General features: G+C 62.7%; 21 protein-coding genes. 2 read left to right on the top strand and 19 right to left on the bottom strand.

Annotated features, from left to right (window positions below; all coding sequences use genetic code 11):
• Position 1: 1 nt before the first annotated feature.
• From ACNAOH_RS00835 to ACNAOH_RS00795, 9 genes are all read right to left on the bottom strand, one after another.
• Positions 2–685 carry a hypothetical protein gene (locus ACNAOH_RS00835; RefSeq protein ID WP_443970904.1) on the bottom strand — a complete coding sequence of 228 codons (684 nt, stop codon included), beginning with the start codon at positions 683–685 and terminating at the stop codon, positions 2–4.
• Complete coding sequence (nuoF, locus tag ACNAOH_RS00830; protein WP_443970903.1) at positions 682–2,022, bottom strand: NADH-quinone oxidoreductase subunit NuoF; 1,341 nt, start codon at positions 2,020–2,022, stop codon at positions 682–684. Before nuoF ends, ACNAOH_RS00835 begins: the two co-directional genes overlap by 4 nt.
• Positions 2,022–2,690 carry a complex I 24 kDa subunit family protein gene (locus tag ACNAOH_RS00825; RefSeq protein ID WP_443970902.1) on the bottom strand — a complete coding sequence of 223 codons (669 nt, stop codon included), beginning with the start codon at positions 2,688–2,690 and terminating at the stop codon, positions 2,022–2,024. Before ACNAOH_RS00825 ends, nuoF begins: the two co-directional genes overlap by 1 nt.
• Positions 2,690–3,013: a nuclear transport factor 2 family protein gene (locus ACNAOH_RS00820; RefSeq protein WP_443972004.1), complete on the bottom strand. Its 324-nt coding sequence runs from the start codon at positions 3,011–3,013 to the stop codon at positions 2,690–2,692. The genes ACNAOH_RS00825 and ACNAOH_RS00820 overlap by 1 nt, the downstream gene beginning before the upstream one ends.
• A gap of 29 nt (positions 3,014–3,042) precedes the next feature.
• A complete protein-coding gene (locus tag ACNAOH_RS00815; protein ID WP_443970901.1) occupies positions 3,043–4,278 on the bottom strand; it encodes an NADH-quinone oxidoreductase subunit D in 1,236 nt (411 codons plus the stop codon).
• Positions 4,278–5,186, bottom strand: a complete 909-nt coding sequence (locus tag ACNAOH_RS00810) for an NADH-quinone oxidoreductase subunit C (protein ID WP_443970900.1) — start codon at positions 5,184–5,186, stop codon at positions 4,278–4,280. Before ACNAOH_RS00810 ends, ACNAOH_RS00815 begins: the two co-directional genes overlap by 1 nt.
• Positions 5,187–5,196: 10 nt before the next feature.
• A complete protein-coding gene (locus ACNAOH_RS00805; protein ID WP_443970899.1) occupies positions 5,197–5,763 on the bottom strand; it encodes a NuoB/complex I 20 kDa subunit family protein in 567 nt (188 codons plus the stop codon).
• The gene (locus ACNAOH_RS00800; RefSeq protein ID WP_443970898.1) at positions 5,754–6,128 is read right to left on the bottom strand and encodes an NADH-quinone oxidoreductase subunit A; all 375 of its coding nucleotides are present in this window, start codon (positions 6,126–6,128) and stop codon (positions 5,754–5,756) included. The genes ACNAOH_RS00805 and ACNAOH_RS00800 overlap by 10 nt, the downstream gene beginning before the upstream one ends.
• A gap of 114 nt (positions 6,129–6,242) precedes the next feature.
• The gene (locus ACNAOH_RS00795) at positions 6,243–6,605 is read right to left on the bottom strand and encodes a hypothetical protein (protein WP_443970897.1); all 363 of its coding nucleotides are present in this window, start codon (positions 6,603–6,605) and stop codon (positions 6,243–6,245) included.
• Between the two features lie 134 nt (positions 6,606–6,739).
• Between ACNAOH_RS00795 and bfr the strand changes: the two genes are divergently transcribed.
• Entirely contained in the window at positions 6,740–7,219 is a 480-nt protein-coding gene (gene bfr, locus ACNAOH_RS00790; RefSeq protein ID WP_443970896.1) for a bacterioferritin, read from the top strand.
• Positions 7,220–7,223: 4 nt separating this feature from the next.
• On the opposite strand, the gene ACNAOH_RS00785 is transcribed toward bfr, so the two are convergent.
• The 6 genes from ACNAOH_RS00785 to ACNAOH_RS00760 all read right to left on the bottom strand — a co-directional run bounded on the left by ACNAOH_RS00785 (position 7,224) and on the right by ACNAOH_RS00760 (position 11,449).
• Positions 7,224–8,414, bottom strand: a complete 1,191-nt coding sequence (locus ACNAOH_RS00785; protein ID WP_443970895.1) for an SMP-30/gluconolactonase/LRE family protein — start codon at positions 8,412–8,414, stop codon at positions 7,224–7,226.
• Between the two features lie 4 nt (positions 8,415–8,418).
• Positions 8,419–9,243: an inositol monophosphatase family protein gene (locus ACNAOH_RS00780; protein WP_443970894.1), complete on the bottom strand. Its 825-nt coding sequence runs from the start codon at positions 9,241–9,243 to the stop codon at positions 8,419–8,421.
• A 51-nt stretch (positions 9,244–9,294) separates the two neighbouring features.
• Positions 9,295–9,666, bottom strand: a complete 372-nt coding sequence (locus ACNAOH_RS00775; RefSeq protein ID WP_443970893.1) for a hypothetical protein — start codon at positions 9,664–9,666, stop codon at positions 9,295–9,297.
• Positions 9,663–10,226 carry an elongation factor P gene (gene efp / locus ACNAOH_RS00770; protein WP_443970892.1) on the bottom strand — a complete coding sequence of 188 codons (564 nt, stop codon included), beginning with the start codon at positions 10,224–10,226 and terminating at the stop codon, positions 9,663–9,665. The genes ACNAOH_RS00775 and efp overlap by 4 nt, the downstream gene beginning before the upstream one ends.
• Positions 10,227–10,352: 126 nt before the next feature.
• Positions 10,353–10,979, bottom strand: coding sequence for a thiamine phosphate synthase (gene thiE / locus ACNAOH_RS00765; protein WP_443970891.1), 627 nt, complete (start codon positions 10,977–10,979; stop codon positions 10,353–10,355).
• Positions 10,976–11,449 carry a hypothetical protein gene (locus tag ACNAOH_RS00760; RefSeq protein ID WP_443970890.1) on the bottom strand — a complete coding sequence of 158 codons (474 nt, stop codon included), beginning with the start codon at positions 11,447–11,449 and terminating at the stop codon, positions 10,976–10,978. Before ACNAOH_RS00760 ends, thiE begins: the two co-directional genes overlap by 4 nt.
• 73 nt (positions 11,450–11,522) lie before the next feature.
• Between ACNAOH_RS00760 and ACNAOH_RS00755 the strand changes: the two genes are divergently transcribed.
• Positions 11,523–11,903 carry a hypothetical protein gene (locus tag ACNAOH_RS00755; protein ID WP_443970889.1) on the top strand — a complete coding sequence of 127 codons (381 nt, stop codon included), beginning with the start codon at positions 11,523–11,525 and terminating at the stop codon, positions 11,901–11,903.
• 21 nt (positions 11,904–11,924) lie between these two features.
• Here the strand turns inward: ACNAOH_RS00755 and ACNAOH_RS00750 are convergent, their stop codons facing one another.
• From ACNAOH_RS00750 to tkt, 4 genes are all read right to left on the bottom strand, one after another.
• A complete protein-coding gene (locus ACNAOH_RS00750; RefSeq protein ID WP_443970888.1) occupies positions 11,925–12,821 on the bottom strand; it encodes a fructose bisphosphate aldolase in 897 nt (298 codons plus the stop codon).
• Between the two features lie 167 nt (positions 12,822–12,988).
• On the bottom strand, positions 12,989–14,191 hold the full coding sequence (locus ACNAOH_RS00745; protein ID WP_443970887.1) for a phosphoglycerate kinase: 1,203 nt from the start codon (positions 14,189–14,191) through the stop codon (positions 12,989–12,991).
• 158 nt (positions 14,192–14,349) lie between these two features.
• A complete protein-coding gene (gene gap, locus ACNAOH_RS00740) occupies positions 14,350–15,360 on the bottom strand; it encodes a type I glyceraldehyde-3-phosphate dehydrogenase (protein ID WP_443970886.1) in 1,011 nt (336 codons plus the stop codon).
• Between the two features lie 18 nt (positions 15,361–15,378).
• The gene (gene tkt, locus ACNAOH_RS00735; protein ID WP_443970885.1) at positions 15,379–17,349 is read right to left on the bottom strand and encodes a transketolase; all 1,971 of its coding nucleotides are present in this window, start codon (positions 17,347–17,349) and stop codon (positions 15,379–15,381) included.
• Positions 17,350–17,537 lie beyond the last annotated feature (188 nt).

Below are 17,537 nucleotides of genomic sequence, written 5' to 3'. Positions count from 1 at the left end.
CTCAGCCTCCCTTTACTTCATTGGCCAAGGAGCCGGCATTAACAGACAAGCGATACAGCGCTTCAGCCACAACGCCTCTCAAAGTCAACTTAGAGAACTTCAAAGTCATGTCATTTGTCATGCATTTGGACGTCGATGAAGCAATTGCCACGAAAGCAGAACTTTCAGACGAAGATCCCACCGATGATAGAATAAGTGCACGCGCTTTAGACGGATCGTACCTCACAGCACAGTCCGCCAATTTTCGAAGACTGGTAGCCGCCGCAACATCGCCGTAAACTGACGCTCCAGATTCTGTGGCGTAATCTATTGGCGGAACATTAGAGAAATCGACAGGAGCGGATTTCGCGAAAATAATATTATAAAGAGCATCATACGCCGCAGCGCGATACAACGGCTCATTAAATTGCATACGGCCACTAATCAGGCACTCGTTCACTGACAGCCTGTCAGCGAGCTTGGCGGCATCTTTTGACCCAGGCGCTGTCGCAAGATATCGCTCAACCCCAGTTCGCCACCTTTTGATTGTGCAATTTGCAAAGCCAACCATAATTTTGCGCCGATCCGCATCGGACAAAGCCTTGTCGTCTGGGACGTTTGTCGGCTTGTTGTCGAACATTGTCCCAGTCTGCGCAATCACTGGCGCAGGCAAGGTCATAACAGCCGCAGCGATGAAACTCCTCACTCCGCCGCCTCCATGACCGGGGCTGCTCCGTGCTTCGCCGCGATGCGGCGCTCGATCTCCGGGCGGAAGTGGCGGATGAGGCCCTGAATAGGCCATGCCGCCGCGTCGCCCAGCGCGCAGATCGTGTGTCCTTCCACCTGTTTGGTGACCTGGAAGAGCGTATCGATCTCCTCGGGGTCCGCATCGCCGGTGACGAGCCGCTCCATCACGCGCCACATCCAGCCCGTGCCCTCACGGCAGGGGGTGCACTGACCGCAGCTCTCATGCTTGTAGAAGTAGGAAAGCCGCGCGATCGCCCGCACGATGTCGGTCGACTTGTCCATGACGATGACCGCCGCCGTACCAAGGCCGGAGCCAAGCGCGCGCAGACCATCAAAGTCCATCGGCGCGTCCATGATCTCACTGGCGGGCACCAGCGGCACCGAGGAACCGCCGGGGATGACCGCCAACAGATTGGCCCAGCCGCCGGTGATGCCTCCGCAATGGCGCTCGATCAGCTCGCGGAACGGGATCGACATGCTCTCCTCGACCACGCAGGGCCGGTTCACATGGCCGGAAATCTGGAAGAGCTTGGTGCCCCGGTTGTTCTCGCGACCGAAGCCAGCGAACCAAGCCGCGCCGCGACGCAGGATGGTGGGTGCCACCGCAATGCTCTCGACATTGTTGACCGTGGTCGGGCAACCATAAAGACCTGCGCCCGCCGGGAACGGCGGCTTGAGGCGCGGCTGGCCTTTCTTGCCCTCCAGGCTCTCGATCATCGCGGTTTCTTCACCGCAGATATAGGCGCCCGCGCCGCGATGGACGAACACGTCGAAGTCGTAGCCGGACTTGCTGGCGTTCTTGCCTATGAGGCCCGCCTCATAGGCTTCGCGAACCGCCGCTTCGAGAACCTTGGCCTCGTAGATATACTCGCCGCGAATGTAGATATAGGCGGCGCGCGCGCGCATCGCGAAACCGGCGACCAGCGCGCCTTCGATCAGCTTGTGCGGATCGTGGCGGATGATCTCGCGATCCTTGCAACTGCCCGGCTCGGACTCGTCCGCGTTGATGACGAGGAAGCTGGGCCGGCCGTCGCGGCTCTCCTTGGGCATAAAGCTCCACTTCATGCCGGTCGGGAAGCCAGCGCCGCCGCGACCGCGCAGGCCGGACGCTTTCATCTCGTCGATGATCTTGTCCTGGCCAAGCTCCAGCAGCGCCTTGGTGTTGTCCCAGTCGCCGCGCTTGCGGGCAGCATCAAGGTTCCACGGCTGGAAGCCATAGAGATTGGTGAAGATGCGGTCCTTGTCTTCGAGCGGACCCACGAAGGCGGGCGGCGCGGCGGGCGCTTCGTCAGCCATTACCATTCACCCCGATAGTCATGATTTTCGGTCACCATCGCCGCGAGATTGGTCGGCTCGCCCAGCGGCTCGACCGTATGACGGCCCGGCTCCTGCGTGCCGACCTTAGGCTGGCGACCGGCGGCGAGTTCATCCAGGATGAAGTCGAGGCGCTCGGGCGTCAGATCCTCGTAATTGTCATCGTTGATCTGCACCATCGGTGCGGAGGAGCAATTGCCCATGCACTCGACTTCGGTGAGCGTGAACAGGCCGTCGGGCGTCGTCCCGCCTTTCTTCATGCCACGCTTCTTGCAAGCGGAAAGGATATTGTCGGAGCCGCGCAACATGCAGGGCGTCGTGCCGCAGACCTGCACATGGAAGCGGCCGACCGGCGCCATGTTGTACATGGTGTAGAAGGTCACGACCTCATAGGCGCGCATGAACGGCATATCGAGCAGCGCCGCGACATATTCGATCACCGGAACCGGCAGCCACCCCTGCGTGTTCGTCTCGGCACCCACCTGGCGCTGGGCGAGATCGAGCAGCCCCATGACAGCCGACTGCTGACGGCCCTCGGGATAGTGCGAAATCAGTTCCTTCGCGCGCGCCATGTTCGCTTCGGTGAAGGCAAAGCCGCCCCACCGCGCGCGGACTTCCGCCTCGTCTGGAATCTGGGGTGCGTCAGCCATTAACGGATGAACTCCACGCGCGACACCTTGTCGCCCTCGAATGAATAGACTGCGATCACATCGAACGGCTCGACCAGTTCCGAGCCATCGCTCGCCGGGCCGCGCGTGACATGCTCGCGAAACAGGACATAATCGCCAATTGCCTGACGATCGCGAATTTCCGCGCGGTTCTGGGGCCATTTGGCGAAGGCCGTAGCAAGACCGGAACGCGTTCCTTCCTTGCCTTCACGCACCACTGCGCCGCGATAACCCGCCTCGCAGGCATCGTCGGTCATGTACGACACATAGGTGTCGACATCCTGCGCGTTATAGGCCGCGATCATGGCCTCGGCGGTTGCCAGATTGCCAGCACTCACCGGTCGCACTCCCCGAACACGATGTCCATCGCGCCAAGCACGGCGGTGGTGTCCGCGAGCATGTGGCCCTTCATCATGAAGTCCATTGCCTGCAGATGGCTGAACGCCGTCGGCCGAATCTTGCAGCGATAGGGCTTGTTGGTCCCGTCGCTCACCAGATAGACGCCGAACTCACCCTTCGGGCTCTCGGTCGCCACATAAACCTCACCCTCGGGCACGTGGAAGCCCTCGGTATAGAGTTTGAAGTGGTGGATGAGCGCTTCCATCGACTGCTTCATCTCGCCGCGCTTGGGCGGGACGACCTTGCGGTCGAGCGACGCGATCGGCCCTTCGGGCATTTCGCTGAGGCACTGCTTCATGATCCGCGCGGACTGGCGGACCTCCTCCACGCGCACCATGAACCGGTCGTAGCAGTCGAAGTTCGTGCCCACCGGCACGTCGAACTGCATCCGATCATAGACGTCATAAGGTTGCGCCTTGCGGATATCCCATGGGATGCCGGAGCCGCGCAGCATCGGGCCGGAGAAGCCCCAGCGCAGCGCGTCCTCCTTGGAGCAAACCGCGATGTCGACATTGCGCTGCTTGAAGATGCGGTTGTCCGCCACCAGGCTGATCGCATCCTCGAAGAGGCGCGGAAGGCGCGTGTCGAGCCAATCACCGATATCGGTGAGGAGCTTCAGGGGCACGTCCTGATGCACGCCGCCAGGCCGGAAATAGGCCGAGTGCATGCGCGCGCCGGACGCCCGCTCGAAGAAATTGAGGCAGTCCTCGCGGATCTCGAACATCCACAGGTTCGGCGTCATCGCGCCGACGTCCATCACATGGGAACCAAGGTTCAGCATGTGATTGCAGATGCGGGTCAGCTCAGCGAAGAACACGCGCAGATACTGCGCGCGGATCGGCACTTCGAGATTCAGCAGCTTCTCGATGGCGAGCACATAGCTGTGCTCCATGCCGAGCGGCGAACAATAATCGAGCCGATCGAAATAGGGCAGCGCCTGAAGATAGGTCTTGTACTCGATCAGCTTCTCGGTGCCGCGATGGAGCAGGCCGACATGCGGATCGCACCGCTCGACGATCTCGCCGTCCAGCTCCATGACGAGACGCAGAACGCCGTGAGCCGCGGGATGCTGCGGGCCGAAATTGATCGTGTAGTTCTGGATCTCGGTGTCACCCAGCGACGGATCGTCCGCGTTGATGACGTGGTCCAGCTTCTCAATATAGCCCGACATCAGGCGTCACCCTTGGGCTTGCGGGCACGTGGCGCCTTCGGCTTGGCCGGAGACTGCGGCTCGTCACCTGTAGCTGCGTTGGTGCGCGAGCGGCGCACCGGCGTCTTTGTCGCCCCGGCCGGCAGGGAATCCGCGGAAGGCGAACGCTCTGCGGCCTTTGCATTCGCCGGCTCGCCCGCGCCGGTATCGGCAGGCTTGTCAGTGGTCTTGGGTGTCGGCGCTGCGGGGGCACCCTTGGGCGCGGCTGGTGGTGGCGGAGGCGGCGCTGCGGGAGACGGCGCCCCCGGAGCTTGCGGCGCCTTTTCGTCACCGGGCAGAATATACTCGGCGCCCTCCCACGGGCTCATGAAATCGAAACTGCGGAAATCCTGCGCAAGCCGGACGGGCTCGTAGACGACGCGCTTCTGCTCTTCGGAATAGCGCAGCTCGACATAGCCAGTGAGCGGGAAGTCCTTGCGGAAGGGATGCCCCTTGAAGCCATAATCAGTGAGGATGCGGCGCAGGTCCGTGTTGCCCGAGAAGAGCACGCCATACATGTCGAACACTTCACGCTCCAGCCAGCCGGCAACCGGCCAGAGGTGCGTGACGCTGGGCACGGCATGATCCTCATCCGTGGAGACCTTGACGCGCAGGCGGTGGTTCTTCGTCACCGAAAGCAGATGATAGCAGACCTCGAAGCGCTCGGCGCGCTCGGGATAATCGACCCCGGCGATCTCCATGAGCTGCTGATAGGCGAACTGATCGCGCAGCACCTCCAGAACGGCAGCGAGCGCATCCCGCGCGACAGTGACAGAAACCTCGAAATGCTGGTCGACAATCTCGATCACGGACGATCCGAGCGCCGCCGAAATGGCGTCGGCCAGACCCTCGATCGGACTGATGCGCGGCGCAGGATGAATAGCGTTCACAGCGTCGCCCTCACCGTTCGATCGTGCCGACACGGCGGATCTTCCGCTGAAGCTGCATCACGCCATAAAGCAGCGCCTCGGCAGTCGGCGGGCAACCCGGCACATAGATGTCGACCGGAACGATCCTGTCGCAGCCGCGCACCACGCTGTAGCTATAGTGATAATAGCCGCCGCCATTGGCGCAGCTACCCATGGAGATGACGTATTTGGGCTCCGACATCTGGTCATAGACCTTGCGGAGCGCCGGAGCCATCTTGTTGCAGAGCGTGCCCGCGACGATCATCACGTCGCTCTGGCGCGGGGACGCGCGAGGCGCCGCGCCGAAGCGCTCCATGTCATAGCGCGGCATGTTCACATGGATCATCTCGACCGCGCAGCACGCCAGGCCGAACGTCATCCACCAGAGCGAGCCGGTGCGCGCCCACTGGAACAACTCTTCCGTCGATGTGACGAGAAACCCCTTGTCGCCGACCTCGCCGGTCAGCGCATTGAAGAAGTCCGCGTCCGGCTGCGCGCCAGGGGCCATTCCGGCCGGCAAGGCGCCGAGCGTGCCGGGGCGCTCAAGCTCTACTCCCAATCGAGGGCTCCCTTTTTCCAGGCATAGACAAGGCCGAGCACCAGCTCGAAGATGAAGACCATCATCGTCGTCCAGCCGGCCCAGCCAATTTCACCGAGGCTGACCGACCACGGAAACAGGAATGCCGCTTCCAGATCGAAGATGATGAAGAGAATAGCCACCAGATAGAAGCGCACGTCGAACTGGCTGCGCGGATCTTCGAACGCGGGGAAACCGCACTCATATTCGCTCAGCTTCTCCGGATCCGGCTTGTGAGCGCCCGTCAGCCTGCCCACCACCATCGGAAGGAACACGAAAGCGGACGACAGCGCGAGCGCGATGACCAGAAACAGCAGGATTGGTAGATATTGTGAGAGATCGACCACCTTGAAGTCCCTTTTGCCGACAGCGGCTACGTTATCGGTTTCTGGGGCCGGGCTTTACGGCTGCCGCACCTGCGAAGCAAGGGGCGGAGGCGTGAGAATGACTCGCAATTAGCATCAATCAATGCCGACGCTGCCCCTCTTAACCCCCCAGACGCGCGCGCCAATCAGACAGGGAGAATCGACGAGCCGTTCTTGCAAATGACTTTCAACAACACTATCAAGTGACTCATGTTGGTCTGCATCTGCAACGCAATACGGGAAGATGACCTTCGCGAAGCCGCGCGCCGCGGCGCCGACGATGCCGAATCTGCCTATGCCTGGCTCGGCAAGCAGCCCAATTGCGGCATTTGCCTTGACCATGCCGACGACGTCATCATCGAAGAGCGGCGCTGCATCCCATCGGCATGTGCGGCCAAGATGATTGCCCGCCGCATGGACACCGAGATTCGCGCCGCCTGATCGTTGCGACGAGCGCAATCGGCTCGCAATTTCATTCTATTCGGAAGCAATTGCGACACATTCTCTCGCCCAGTTGCGAGACGTTAGCGCATGATTTTCCTAAAAGAATCGACTATGTTTCGCGAAGACATCAATTTGTTGGAGCATTACGCATGAAGGGTGACGAGAAAGTCGTCGAATATCTCAATCTTGCTCTCAAGAATGAGCTGACGGCAATCAACCAATACTTCCTGCATTATCGCATGCTTCAGCACTGGGGCATCGAGAAGCTCGCGAAGTTCGAATATGAGGAATCGATCGACGAGATGAAGCACGCCGACAAGCTGGCGGAGCGCATTCTCTTTCTCGACGGCCTTCCCAACTTCCAGCTGCTCGGACGTCTGCGCATCGGCACGACCGTCGAAGAAATCCTCAAGGCCGATCTCGAACTGGAATATGAAGCGCTGCCCCCGCTGCGTGACGCGATCGAGCATTGCGAAAAAGTGCGCGACTATGTGAGCCGCGACCTTTTCCAGCACATCCTCGACAGCGAGGAAGAGCATGTCGACACGCTGGAGACCCAGTTCGAGATGATCGAGCGCATGGGCATCCAGAACTATGTGCAGCTTAACAGCAAAGCCAAAGAGGACTGAGCCGCTATGGGCGGGGCAAAATGCGCAGCGCGGTGTCGCGCGGCGCCGCCCCGCTCTTGACCGTGCCGCCTGGGCCGTAAACCTCCCACTGCCCATCGGCCACATAGACGAGTTGGCCGCCGACCATGGTCGCCAGCGTCGGCTCACCCCATTGCGGATGCTCCCGCTCCACGACCGCCACGCGATCGATCGCGGTCTCCTGCTCATTGAGCGTGATACGCAGCAGCCGGCGCGGCACCGTTCCATTCTGAATCGCGAACAGCGCGCCACCGTCGCGCACGAGGCCGTCAATCCCGTCGAGCATTTCCGGCACGGCGGCGTGTAGCCACGTCACCTGGCCATCCGCCAGATCGACACGGGCCAGCCCACGGGCATAATCGGCCACTAGCATCGCGCGCCGATCAAATGTCGGCACCATGCCTTGTGGACTCTTGAGCGAACCTGCCGCGACGAGAGGTTCCAGCGCCGTGCAATCCGGCATGCAGCGATAAATCCCGCCCTTGACGCCGTCGCTCGCATAGACGGTTCCATCGAGACCGATCGCCACGTCCCCCGGCGTGCCCATGTCCCCCGTCGGCATCGGATGACGCGCAACGACCTGAAGCGTATCGACGTCGATCTCGACCAGTCCGGGCACGATGGAGCGGCGATCCGCGACCGGCTCGGAGACACCGTTCGCGATCCATAATCGCCTGCGCCGGTCATCCAGCGCCATGCCGAAGACACCGCCCAACCCCCCGGGCAAGGCAATGGCCTGCCATCCGGCGATGTCTCGCACGAGCAGCCGGCCATTGACGACCGTGCCCGCGAAGAGCCGCCGCGTCCGGGCATCAAAGGCAAGGCCTTCGACCAGCCGATACTTTGCCGGGATCGCGTCATAAGGAATGCTGACGGCGACGGGCTGGACATTCTCAGCAAAAGCCGCGCGGAGGCTCTGCCGTCGCTCGTCGGACAGGAAGGGCACTATTCGTTGCTGGCTCTCCGCGGAAAGCCCGCCGCCCATAGCGGCCAGCAGATCCGCAGCAGCTTCTACCGCCGCACCATCTCGCTTTTCGATCGCTGCATCAAGTCGCGCCCGCACGGCGGAAACGCTGATCTCAGCGGAAGGTGCCTGCGCTGGTGCGCCGACCGTGAGCAGAGCTGCGATGGCAAGGCCCGCAATAAGGCCGGCAACCGGAGCGATGCCCTTCCGCACGGGATCAGGCGTTGCGCAGCGCGCCGGCGAGAAGCTTGTGCAGCTTGCTGTGGATCACATCGTTCGCAGCGAGAACTTCGCGCCGCTCGATCGGCTCCGCGCCACCACGGAAGTCCGTGACGAAGCCGCCTGCCTCACGCACGATCAACATGCCTGCCGCCACGTCCCATGGCTGAAGGCCGCTCTCCCAGAAGCCGTCATAGCGGCCCGCAGCAACGTGTGCGAGATCGAGCGAAGCCGCACCGAACCGGCGAATACCCGCAATGGAGGGGGCAATCGCGCCGAAGATACGGCTCCACTGCGCCATGTCGCCATGACCGAGGAAAGGAATACCCGTCGCGATCAATGCCTCCGAGAGATCGCGTCGTGCCGAGACGCGCAAGCGCTGGTCATGCCGCCAGGCGCCACGCGACTTCTCGGCCCAATAGCTTTCATCGGTGATCGGCTGATAGACGAGGCCGGTCGTGACTTCGCCCCAGCCCTGCCCACCCAGCTTGGGCTCCTGCACCGCGATCGAGATGGCGAAGTGCGGAATACCGTGAAGGAAGTTGGTGGTGCCATCGAGCGGATCGACCACCCAGCGCGGCTTGGTGGGATCGCCCGCAATCTCGCCGCCTTCCTCAAGCAGGAAGCCCCAATCCGGCCGGGCCTTCTGAAGCTCCGCGACCAGCGTGCGCTCCGCCTTCTGGTCCGCCATGGAGACGAAATCGGCCGGCCCCTTGCGGCTGACCTGCAAGTGCTGCACCTCGCCGAAGTCACGGCGGAGCTGCGGCGCGACTTTCCGCGCAGCGCGGTCGATAACGGTCAAAAGGCCGGAATGGGAAACCATCTTATACTCCCTCTGTCGCCCTACCCAGGCGCCAGGCAAATGCGTTGCGGCTCAGCGTGTGGCCGGCGCGGTCTTGGGTCGATAACCGCACACCCCGGCGATGACGCCAAGCATCTGATTAGGATTCTTGCGATCGACCTTGCCCGAATTGGCAGCAATCACCTTGTCGGTGGCCTCGCTGATCTTCGCCAGATTATTCTCATACATGCAGCCGAAGAGCGCATCCTTGATCGGCGCCTCGACCTTGTCGGACTGAAGCGCGCTGAGAATGATCTTGAGGCTGGCGGCGGCGCTTTCAAGCTGCGGCTTGGACGGACGCGGCCTCGCGGCGGGTGCCTTGGGCGCCTGAGCCATAACGGGCACGCCCGCCAGAGCCACCATCATCCCTGCAACGAGGGAAAGCGAGCGCCCGGCCACAATCACTCGGCCCGCTTCACATATTCGCGCTCGTACACATCGACCACGATGCGAGTGCCCGTGGTGATGTGCGGCGGGACCATCACGCGCACGCCATTGTCCAGGATCGCCGGCTTGTAGCTGGCAGAGGCGGTCTGCCCCTTCACCACGGCGTCGGCTTCCACCACGGTCGCTTCGACCGTCTCGGGAAGCTGCACGCTGATCGGGCGCTCCTCATACATTTCGAGCATGACCATCATGCCATCCTGCAGGAAAGCGGCGGCATCGCCGACGAGGTCGGTCGGCAGATTGATCTGGTCGTAGGTCTCCGTGTCCATGAAGACGAGCATGTCGCCCTCGGGATAGAGATACTGGAAATCCTTGGTGTCGAGGCGGATGCGCTCCACGGATTCAGCCGAGCGGAAGCGGACGTTGTTCTTGCGTCCGTCGATCAGGTTCTTCAGCTCCACCTGCATATAGGCGCCGCCCTTGCCGGGCTGGGTGTGCTGGATCTTCACGGCGCGCCACAAGCCGCCCTCATACTCGATATTGTTGCCGGGACGGATGTCCACGCCGCTGATCTTCATCGCGCGTCTCGCTTGACTAGAATTTTGGAGAAAGAGCCGGTGGCGCCTCTACTCCCTCGCAGGCGCACTGGCAAGGCCGTCTCAGGCGGAACCGGCAGGTGCCGGGGCGAGAACCAGCCTCGCGGCTCAGCTCAGCAGCGCGCCGAATGCGCCCACTCCGGCGGCCGGGCCGTCCGGGTGCGACCAGACCGCGCTGCTCACCGCGAGAAAATCCGCGCCTGCCGCCACCAGCGGCGCAGCGTTGCCCGCGCTAATGCCGCCGATCGCGACACAGGGCAGCTCAAAGAGGCTGGACCACCAGGTGAGAATACCCGGCTCGGCATGATGCTCGACCGACTTGGTCGTCGTCGGGAAGAACGCCCCGAAGGCGACATAATCCGCACCCGCCTCGCCCGCTTCCATGGCGAGATGGCGGCTGGCGTGACAGGTGACGCCGATCTGCGCTTGCGGCCCAAGGAGGCGACGGGCTTGCCGAGGGTCGCCATCCCCCTGCCCCAGATGCACGCCGTCTGCGCCCAGCTGCTTTGCCAGCGCCATATTGTCATTGAGGATGAACGCCACATCCCGATCCGCGCAGAGCTTTCGCAACGGCTCGGCCAAGCGCGCGATCTCATCCTCGCCGACGTCCTTCAGGCGCAGCTGAAACGCCGCGACTGGACCGCCATCAAAAGCGGAAGCGAGCGCCTCCACGAAGCCGGAGTCTATTGCTGGCGGCGAGATCAGATAGAGCTGACAAGGGAGCGCATCGGTCATGGATCGGCCCGTAATCGTTCCAGAGCCGCGATGAAAGCCTCCTGATCGTCCAGCCGGTGAGCGAGCCGGGAGATGCGGCGACGCCCCATTTTGATCGGCTCTGCGAGGTCCAGCACCACATTCGGCCAGGCAATCAGCGCACAATTGAGCGTCTCTCGATCCTTGATGAGGGCAAGGGTCCACTTGGTCCGGACTCCCGCGATCTGGGAAACAGGGATCGTGAGGCCGCGCAACGTTCCACATCGCCACACGAGATCCGCATCTTCGAGGACCACGGGCAGACGCCGGAACGAGCGGATGAGCAGCAGCAGCCAAACAAGCGCCGCGACGCTGACGATCGAAAGCGCAACGGAGAGCGCCGGCCACCACAATGCCGGCAGAAGATGAAGTGCCGTCGCCTCGACCAGCACGAGTGCCACGAGGACGGCCATCATAGGCGTGAGGCTGCGGTGATAATGAAAACAGGTCATTGGACTTGGGACCAGTCGCAAGGACGAGCAATTGTTCATAGTCGGATCATCCGGCGCGGCATAATACCGAACGATGAAGAAGGCTTTCCTGATCGTCGGCGTTTTCCTGCCGCTTGCCGCTTGCGCCACCACCGCGCCTGAGCGCACTGGCGGGGGACCGGCCCGGATAGGACAGACGGCCTATTATGATGGGCCGCGTGTGCGCCCGGACCGGGTCATCGAGGACAGTCGCTGCCCGATGAACGCGCGCTGTGTGTGGGCCGGCCGCGTCGTTCTTCGGGCCACGGTGTTTGGCGGCAGCTGGACGAAGCAGGTTGACCTCACGCTCGGAGAGCCACTGCAAATCGCGGACGGCGCGCTGACGCTCACTTCCGTCTCACCGGAGAAACGGACGGATAAGACAATCAAGCCCGACGATTATCGCTTCACCTTCGCGTTTCAGGGCGGGCTCTGATGCCCGCCCCAAGTCCGCGGCTTAAACGGTCTTGTTGACCGAAGCCCCATAGATTTCGTCGATCGCTTCGCCCAACGATGCGTTGAACTCCGCGTCCGTCATCTGATGGCGCAGATCGTTGAGCAGAGCGCGGCTAAAGCTGGCGATAATGCCCTTGTTCTTCGCCAGTTCGACGCAAGCCTCGGGCCGAGCGAAACCGCCGGAAAGCGCCACGACACGCAGCACCTTGGGATGCTCCACCAGCGGATCGAAAAGGCCCGGCTGCGCGGGGAGCGAGAGCTTGAGCATCACTTGCGTGCCCTTCGGCAGGGCATCGAGCGCAAGCAGGATCTCGTCCCGCAGGATCTGATCGGCCTGTGCGCGTTCCAGCGACTTGATGTTCACTTCCGGCTCGAGGATCGGCATCAGCCCGGCGGCAAGCACCTGCCTGCCTACTTCGAACTGCTGCTGGACGATTGCCTTGATCCCGGCGGGATTGGCGAGATTGACGACCGAGCGCTCCTTGGTGCCATAGACACCCAGGCCCTTGGCACGCGCCAGAAGCGCATCCAGATCCGGCATCGGCTTCATGAGCTGCACGCCGTTTTCCTCGGCCTCCAGTCCCTTGTCGATCTTGATGAAGGGCACGACGCCCCGCTCGATGAGCGCCGTTGGCGTCGGCGTGCCATCGACCGTTCCGTCCATGGTCCGCTCGAAGAGGATCGCGCCCAGCACCTTGTCACCCGAAAAGCTGGGTGCGGTGATGATGCGGCTACGCATCTGGTGAATGAGGGCGAACATCTCCTCATCGCCCGAATAGGCATCTTCCTCGATGCCATAGCCCTTCAGCGCCTTGGGCGTGGAGCCACCGCTCTGATCGAGCGCGGCAATGAAGCCCTGGCCCTTTGCGACCTTGTCGGTCATGTCCGTGTCGAGCATCTGCACATACCCCTTTTTTTGCACGGTGGAGCCGCGTGAACGCGGCGGAAAAGCTGGCGATGCGCCGGACGGCGCACCCCTGCCCTGCGGGCTTAGTTGCTGCACCTGCGAGAAAAAGCAACCCGCTCGAGCAGCGGATCGTCCCTTTCTGGGTGCAGGTCCTCGATTCAGCCGATCAGCGCTTTGACGCCGGGCAGTTCCTTGCCTTCCATCCATTCGAGGAAAGCGCCGCCCGCCGTCGAGACGAAGGTGAAGTCGTCAGCGACGCCAGCGTGATTGAGCGCTGCGACAGTATCGCCGCCGCCCGCCACGGAAACGAGACTGCCCTCCTTGGTCAGCGCCGCCGCCGTTCGCGCCAGCGCCACGGTCGCCGTATCGAACGGGGCGATCTCGAAGGCACCCAGTGGCCCGTTCCACACCAGAGTGCGGCAGTTCTTGAGCGCGTCGCCCAGTGCCTCGACAGCAGCGGGACCAACGTCGAGGATCATCTCGTCGGCTGCGACCTCATGGACGTTGCAGGTGCGGACGGAAGGAGGATTGGCCGCGAACTCCTTGGCGACCACCACATCATAAGGGAGATGGATGGTGCAACCAGCCGCCTCCGCCTTCGCGAAGATGGCTTCCGCCGTCTCGGCCAGATCCTTCTCGCAAAGCGACTTGCCGACATCCACGCCGCGCGCGTGGAGGAAGGTGTTGGCCATGCCGCCACCGATGATGAGATGATCGACCTGCGTGACAAGATTGTTAAGCACGTCGAGCTTGGTAGAGACCTTCGCGCCGCCCACCACGGCCGCGACCGGTTTTTGCGGATTGCCGAGCGCCGCTTCCAGCGCGTCCAGTTCCTTCTCCATGGACCGGCCGGCGAAAGCGGGCAGCTTGTGCGCCAGTCCCTCGGTGGAGGCATGCGCACGATGCGCGGCGGAGAAAGCGTCATTCACGTAGAAGTCGCCAAGCGCCGCCATGCCTTCGACCAGCGCGGGATCGTTCTTTTCCTCGCCCAGGTGGAAGCGCGTATTCTCCAGGATCGCGATATCGCCGGGTTGCATCACTGCAATGCCGGCCGCTGCGCCTTCGCCCACGCATTCCGGAATGAACTGCACGTCGCGTCCCAGCACATGAGTGAGCGCACGCGTGACGAGGCTGAGCGATGTTTCCGGCGACTTCTGGCCCTTGGGGCGCCCGAAATGAGCCAGGATCAGCACCTTTGCGCCACGATCCGCCAGCTCGAGAATGGTCGGCGCGGCCGCCCGCAGGCGCGTATCGTCGCTGACCGCATGGTCCTGCATCGGCACGTTGAGATCTTCACGGACAAGCACGCGCTTCCCCGTGATATCGCCCATGTCGTCGAGCGTCTTGAAGGGCTTGGTCATTCCCGCAAATCCTGCCTCTGGCCGTTCGCCCTGAGTAGCCACTGAGCCGAGCCGAAGTGGCGTATCGAAGGATCAGACGCCTGCTTCGATACGGGGCTTCGACACGCTCAGCCTCTACTCAGCACGAACGGAGGTTAGTGCTCTTTGATGCGCAGCCCTTAAAGGAACTTTGCCATCACACCGGTGGTGTCGACCATGCGGTTCGAGAAGCCCCACTCATTGTCGTACCAGCTGAGCACGCGCACCAGCTTGCGCTCGATCACAGCCGTTTCCAGGCTGTCGACAGTAGAGCTGCGCGGATCACCATTATAGTCGATGGAGACCAGCGGCTCATCCGAGTAACCAAGCACGCCCTTGAGCGGACCACTCTCCGACGCGGCCTTGAGCAGACCGTTCACTTCCTCGACCGTGGTGTCGCGGCTCGGGATGAACTTGAGGTCCACGACCGAGACGTTGGGTGTGGGCACGCGGACGGATGACCCGTCGAGCTTGCCCTTGAGCGCCGGGAGCACTTCACCAACGGCGCGGGCGGCGCCCGTCGTCGTGGGGATCATGGAGAGCGCTGCGGCGCGCGCACGGCGCATGTCCTTGTGGATCTGGTCGAGCGTGTTCTGATCGTTGGTGTAGCTGTGGATCGTCGTCATGAAGCCGCGCTCGATGCCGATGGCATCGTGCAGCACCTTGGCGAGCGGCGCCAGACAGTTGGTCGTGCAGCTCGCATTGGAGATGACGATGTCGTCAGCGGTCAGCGTGTCGTGGTTGACGCCGAAGACGACGGTCTTGTCGACATTTGTGCCCGGCGCGGAAATGACGACGCGCTTGGCTCCGGCGGTCAGGTGCGCGCTCGCCTTCTCCTTGCTGGCGAAGATGCCCGTGCACTCCAGCGCAATATCGACGCCCAGCGCCTTGTGCGGAAGATTGGCGGGGTCGCGCTCGGCCGTCACCTTGATGTGCTTGCCGTTGACGACGATGTCGTTGCCGTCGACCTCGACAGTGCCGTTGAACGGGCCATGGACGCTGTCACGCTTGAAGAGCAGCGCGTTCGACTTGGCGTCCCCAAGGTCGTTGATGGCGACGAGTTCCAGGTCGTGATCCGTGCGCGAAAGGATCGCGCGCGCCACCAGACGCCCGATGCGTCCGAACCCGTTGATTGCAACCTTCGTCGCCATGTTTACCTTACTCCTTGTTCACGATGTTTTGAGCGCCTCTTGAATGCGGGGCGCGATCTGATCGGCAGTGAAGCCGTAATATGAATAAAGCACGTCGCCCGGGGCCGACTTGCCGAAGCTGTCGATACCGATCCGGAGACCGCCAAGACCGGTGATCGCCTGCCAGCCGAAGGTCGTGCCCGCCTCGATCGTGACGCGGAACGCGCCTGCGGGCAGCACAGAGGCCTGATAAGCCTCGTCCTGAGCCAGGAACCGCATGAGGCTGGGCATGGAGACGACGCTCGCCGTCACACCCTGCTCGCCCAGCAGCTTCGCGGTCGCCACCGCGATCTCGACTTCCGATCCGGTCGCAACGATGACGACGGCGGGCTTGTCAGCCGCGACCAGCGTGTAGCCGCCCAGCGCGCTGAAATTCTGCGAAATGTCAGTGCGGACCTGCGAGACGTTCTGACGAGTCAGCGCCAGGAGCGACGGGCCGGTCTCGTTGCGCAGGGCCAGTTCCCAGCATTCCGCCGTCTCAATCGCATCGCAGGGACGGAACACTTCGAGGTCCGGCACCATGCGCAGCGACATGACATGCTCGATGGGCTGGTGCGTCGGGCCATCCTCGCCCTGCCCGATGCTGTCGTGGGTCATCACGAAGATGCTGCGAACCTGCTGGATCGCCGCCATGCGGATGGCGTTGCGCGCATAGTCGGAGAAGACGAGGAACGTGCCGCCATAAGGAATGACGCCGCCATGCAGCGCCATGCCGTTCATGGCCGCACACATGCCGAACTCGCGAATGCCGTAATAGACATAGCGGCCCGCATAATCGTCCTTCGAGAAGCCGACGCTCTGGTCCTGCGACTTGGTGAGGTTCGATCCGGTAAGGTCGGCCGAACCGCCCATCGTCTCGGGCACCATCGGGTTGATGACGTCGAGCACGAGTTCGCTCGCCTTGCGGGTCGCGACTTTCTTCGGCTCGGCGATCAGCTTCTCAAGATAGGGCTGAAGCGAGAAATCGGCGGGCAGCTTGCCAGCCATGCGACGCTCGAACTCGGCCTTCTGGCCGTTCGCCGCAAGCCGATCCTGCCACTTGGCGTGAACATCCTTCGAGCGCTTGCCGATTTCCAGCCAGGCGTCCCGCACATCGTCCGGCAACTCGAAAGGCGGCAGATCCCAGCCCAGCGCGGCACGGGTCGCGGCGACTTCGTCCTCGCCAAGCGGCGAGCCATGCACCTTGTTCGTGCCCGCCTTGTTCGGCGAACCCTCGCCAATACGCGTGTGGCAGGCGACGATGGACGGGCGGGGATCAGCGGCAGCTTCAGCGAGCGCGCGACGAATATCGGCATAATCGGTGCCGTTGCAGCTCGTCGTGTGCCAGCCGGTGGCGGCATAGCGCGCAAGAACATCTTCGCTCGACGACATGGAGACCGCGCCGTCGATGGTGATCTTGTTGTCGTCCCACAACACGTTGAGGCGGCCAAGGCCGAGATGACCGGCAAGGCCGATCGCCTCGTGGTTGATGCCTTCCATGAGGCAGCCGTCACCCGCAATGACCCATGTCTTGTGATCGACCAGATCGTCACCGAACACAGCGTTGAGATGACGCTCGGCCATCGCCATGCCCACAGCCATCGCGAGGCCCTGCCCCAGCGGCCCGGTCGTCGCCTCGACACCGGCCAGCAGGAAATTCTCGGGATGACCGGCGCAAGGGCTGGTGATCTGACGGAACTGCGAAATCTGCTCCATCGTCGGCTCTTCATAGCCAGTGAGGTGCAGCAGCGCATAAACCAGCATCGAGCCGTGGCCGGCCGACAGCACGAACCGATCGCGGTCCGCCCACTTGGGCGCGGCGGGATCATATTTCAGGAAATCGCTGAAGAGCACGGTCGCCACATCGGCCATGCCCATCGGCATACCGGGATGGCCGCTGTTCGCCGCCTGCACCGCATCCATCGCAAGCACTCGAATGGTATCGGCCAGTCGCTTTTCGGTGATCGCCATGTCCGGCAATAGTCCTTCCTGTCGCGACACGCCCCTGCACGGCAGCGTCTAGATGGGCGCTCGTCGTTGGTCGGATGCCACAACGAGTCGGGTGGGGTTCCTTTGTCGCCTCGTCCGTCAAGCGTCAACCGTTGCGCCCGATTCCGTAGCGCGGCAAAGACGAAGCGGCGGATGGGCGGGTTGGGGTC

This window comes from Sphingobium sp. CR28 (genome assembly GCF_052327305.1).
GTDB lineage: Bacteria > Pseudomonadota > Alphaproteobacteria > Sphingomonadales > Sphingomonadaceae > Sphingobium.
The sequence above is the reverse complement of the archived record's forward strand: the minus strand, read 5'-3'. Positions and strand labels throughout refer to the sequence as shown.

Coding starts and splice junctions, on each gene's coding strand:
- nuoF (WP_443970903.1), bottom strand. CDS start 2,022: ATGGCTGACGAAGCGCCCGCCGCGCCGCCCGCCTTCGTGGGTCCGCTC.
- ACNAOH_RS00825 (WP_443970902.1), bottom strand. CDS start 2,690: ATGGCTGACGCACCCCAGATTCCAGACGAGGCGGAAGTCCGCGCGCGG.
- ACNAOH_RS00820 (WP_443972004.1), bottom strand. CDS start 3,013: ATGATCGCGGCCTATAACGCGCAGGATGTCGACACCTATGTGTCGTAC.
- ACNAOH_RS00815 (WP_443970901.1), bottom strand. CDS start 4,278: ATGTCGGGCTATATTGAGAAGCTGGACCACGTCATCAACGCGGACGAT.
- bfr (WP_443970896.1), top strand. CDS start 6,740: ATGAAGGGTGACGAGAAAGTCGTCGAATATCTCAATCTTGCTCTCAAG.
- ACNAOH_RS00780 (WP_443970894.1), bottom strand. CDS start 9,243: ATGGTTTCCCATTCCGGCCTTTTGACCGTTATCGACCGCGCTGCGCGG.
- efp (WP_443970892.1), bottom strand. CDS start 10,226: ATGAAGATCAGCGGCGTGGACATCCGTCCCGGCAACAATATCGAGTAT.
- thiE (WP_443970891.1), bottom strand. CDS start 10,979: ATGACCGATGCGCTCCCTTGTCAGCTCTATCTGATCTCGCCGCCAGCA.
- ACNAOH_RS00760 (WP_443970890.1), bottom strand. CDS start 11,449: ATGACCTGTTTTCATTATCACCGCAGCCTCACGCCTATGATGGCCGTC.
- ACNAOH_RS00755 (WP_443970889.1), top strand. CDS start 11,523: ATGAAGAAGGCTTTCCTGATCGTCGGCGTTTTCCTGCCGCTTGCCGCT.
- ACNAOH_RS00750 (WP_443970888.1), bottom strand. CDS start 12,821: ATGCTCGACACGGACATGACCGACAAGGTCGCAAAGGGCCAGGGCTTC.
- ACNAOH_RS00745 (WP_443970887.1), bottom strand. CDS start 14,191: ATGACCAAGCCCTTCAAGACGCTCGACGACATGGGCGATATCACGGGG.
- gap (WP_443970886.1), bottom strand. CDS start 15,360: ATGGCGACGAAGGTTGCAATCAACGGGTTCGGACGCATCGGGCGTCTG.
- tkt (WP_443970885.1), bottom strand. CDS start 17,349: ATGGCGATCACCGAAAAGCGACTGGCCGATACCATTCGAGTGCTTGCG.